1 protein-coding gene is annotated in these 2,170 nt (G+C 64.6%); it reads right to left on the bottom strand.

Features of this window, described 5'->3' with window-relative positions; translation table 11 throughout:
* On the bottom strand, positions 1 to 2,000 hold a 2,000-nt coding region (locus tag F615_RS19085), incomplete at its 3' end, for a M23 family metallopeptidase (protein ID WP_019562386.1).
* Between the last annotated feature and the right edge of the window lie 170 nt (positions 2,001 to 2,170).

Raw genomic sequence — 2,170 nt, forward strand, 5'->3', positions numbered from 1 at the left:
GTCCACACGACCTGGCGCTGCACCTCGTGGGCTTCATCGGCATACCGGGCCATGCCAGTCTTCAGCCAGTAAAAACCAGCACTGTCTGATGGAGCCCAACGATTTTCTTCGGGCTCTGGAATACTTCTGTCACCGCTCTCAATTTGAACTCGCCAGCGCACCATCTCCTGTGTCAACTGCGGGAAGTGAGCGTCTTTCAAACGCTCGTTGGATCGCTGCGGCCCCGGCAGCCGATAGGTGGCCTCGTAGGCTTGCGTCAGCGCGCGCTGCAAGTCCTGCGGCACCTGCCGTCCGCGCCAGCGCCAATACTCACAGTAGTTGCCCGGGCCGGTCAGCTGTAAAAAGCCCCTTCCATACCACGGGGCGTACCACAAGCTTTCCCCTTGTAGTTCAGACAGTCTTTGAAGCCACCCGGTCTCCTGAATCGAGTTGCCGAAAAAGCAGGCCTGCCGCAGCGGCGTGTCAATGCCATAGATGCGCAGCATCTTGTTCAGGGCAATGCGATGGAGCGGTAGGATGGGCCGCCGATTTCTCGTCGTCTTGACATCCGCCACCTCCTCCCACAGCACGACCCGTTGCCGATCGCGCTTGGTGGTGCGCATGGCATGGCTGGGCACCAACTGCACCAGCTCTTGCTCGGAACGCCATCCACAGCGGCGCATGTGGCCGATGAACGCCTTCGGATCGACATGCCACTGCGCCTGGAACAGCTGCGGGCACTCAAAGCACAAGGCCTGCGCATGCGCGCAAAAGCGCTGCCAGTCCTCATCGCTCATGCCCGGCGGGTGCTGTGGGCTGGGCTGGCGCAACCAGCCCCAGCGCGCCTGCAGCGTGGAGGCATCCCACTCGCTGGCAAACTTGCAAATCGTGCGCGCCAGGCGCTGGCGCACCTCGGCTTGGGCCAGCCGCCCCTGGGCTTCTTGCATGCTCAGCCGGCCGTCACCGTCGGCATCCAGCATCCGCCATATGGTCGGTGAGTCGCAGCGGCTGTCACCATCGGCGCTGTCATCCACCAAGGTCCAACCGCGCCAGTGCGGAAAATCCGCATCGCTGTATGCACGCGTCCCAGGGGCGCGCAGATTCACCCAGCCCGGGCCATGCGGCGTGGCAATGCGCTGCCAGTGCGGCAGCTGCGCCGGCACCGGGTGCGGCCCCAGCACGCGGGCCCAACGCAGCAACTCGTAGCAGGCCGCAGGCGCCGCTTGGTACTGCTTGGCCAGCTGCAAGGCCTGCTCGTACAGCCCATACTCGGCTTCGCGCTGGGCGGCCAAGCGCCCCAGCACTCGCCCGTCCTCGGCGTAGGTGGTCACGCTCAGCGCCCCCTGCGTGTAGTTCAGACCAATGAACCAAGCCTCGGGGCTGTGCGTCATGGGCCGCTGCGTCGGCTGGTCAGGAAGGCGTTCATAGACGGCAGTGCCCGGGGGAAGGTAAACATAGGCGTCCCCGTACAGCGCATCTGTGCGGCCTTCTTGATCGAGCGGCAGCGTGCCGTGCAGCCGCCCCACCAGGCGGCGTACATTGTCGTCATCCAGGCAGATGTCGAGCTGGAAGCAGTGGGGCTGCCCCAGGATGTGGCCTGCCTGACCGATCACGTCTTTGCGGTACAGGCGCCGGCCTTGCTGCACGGTGGGCTCGATGCGGTGCAGGTGCATGTAGACCGAGTAAAACCGCACGATCGTGGGTTGGTTTTGCGCATCGGCGCCGATTTCGGTGTCGTGACAGATGACGACCACGCCGTCGCTGGTGTAACCGCCGGCATAGTTCAAGGCGCTGTGCTGGCTGGGCGGGCGAGTGAAGATGACCTGCCCGTCGGCAATCGCGCGCACGTACTCGGGGGTGTGGCCATCTTGTCGCGGGGCCTGTAAATGCCGGCCCCCGTGCCAGCCAAGTCGGTAACTCACGGGAAAGACGCCATGCTCGCATTCGGGCATGGCCGCTTCCAGCCAGTCTTGCTCGCTCAGTGAGCCGGGTTCGGGAAGAAAGGGGGGGCTGATCAACATGTGGTCAATCGGCACTGTAGGCGGCGCTTCAGCCTGAAAACGGAAAATCCTGCGGCAGTCTCAGCTCGGCTTGGGGCATCAGCGGCAAGGGCAGCTGTACCCGAGCCGGCCCCACCATGCGGATCTGCGCGGCCTGCACGCGCAAGGTGCCGGGGCATTGCACGCTGAGG

The sequence above is a fragment of the Caldimonas manganoxidans ATCC BAA-369 genome (assembly GCF_000381125.1).
GTDB classification, from domain to species: Bacteria; Pseudomonadota; Gammaproteobacteria; order Burkholderiales; family Burkholderiaceae_C; genus Caldimonas; species Caldimonas manganoxidans.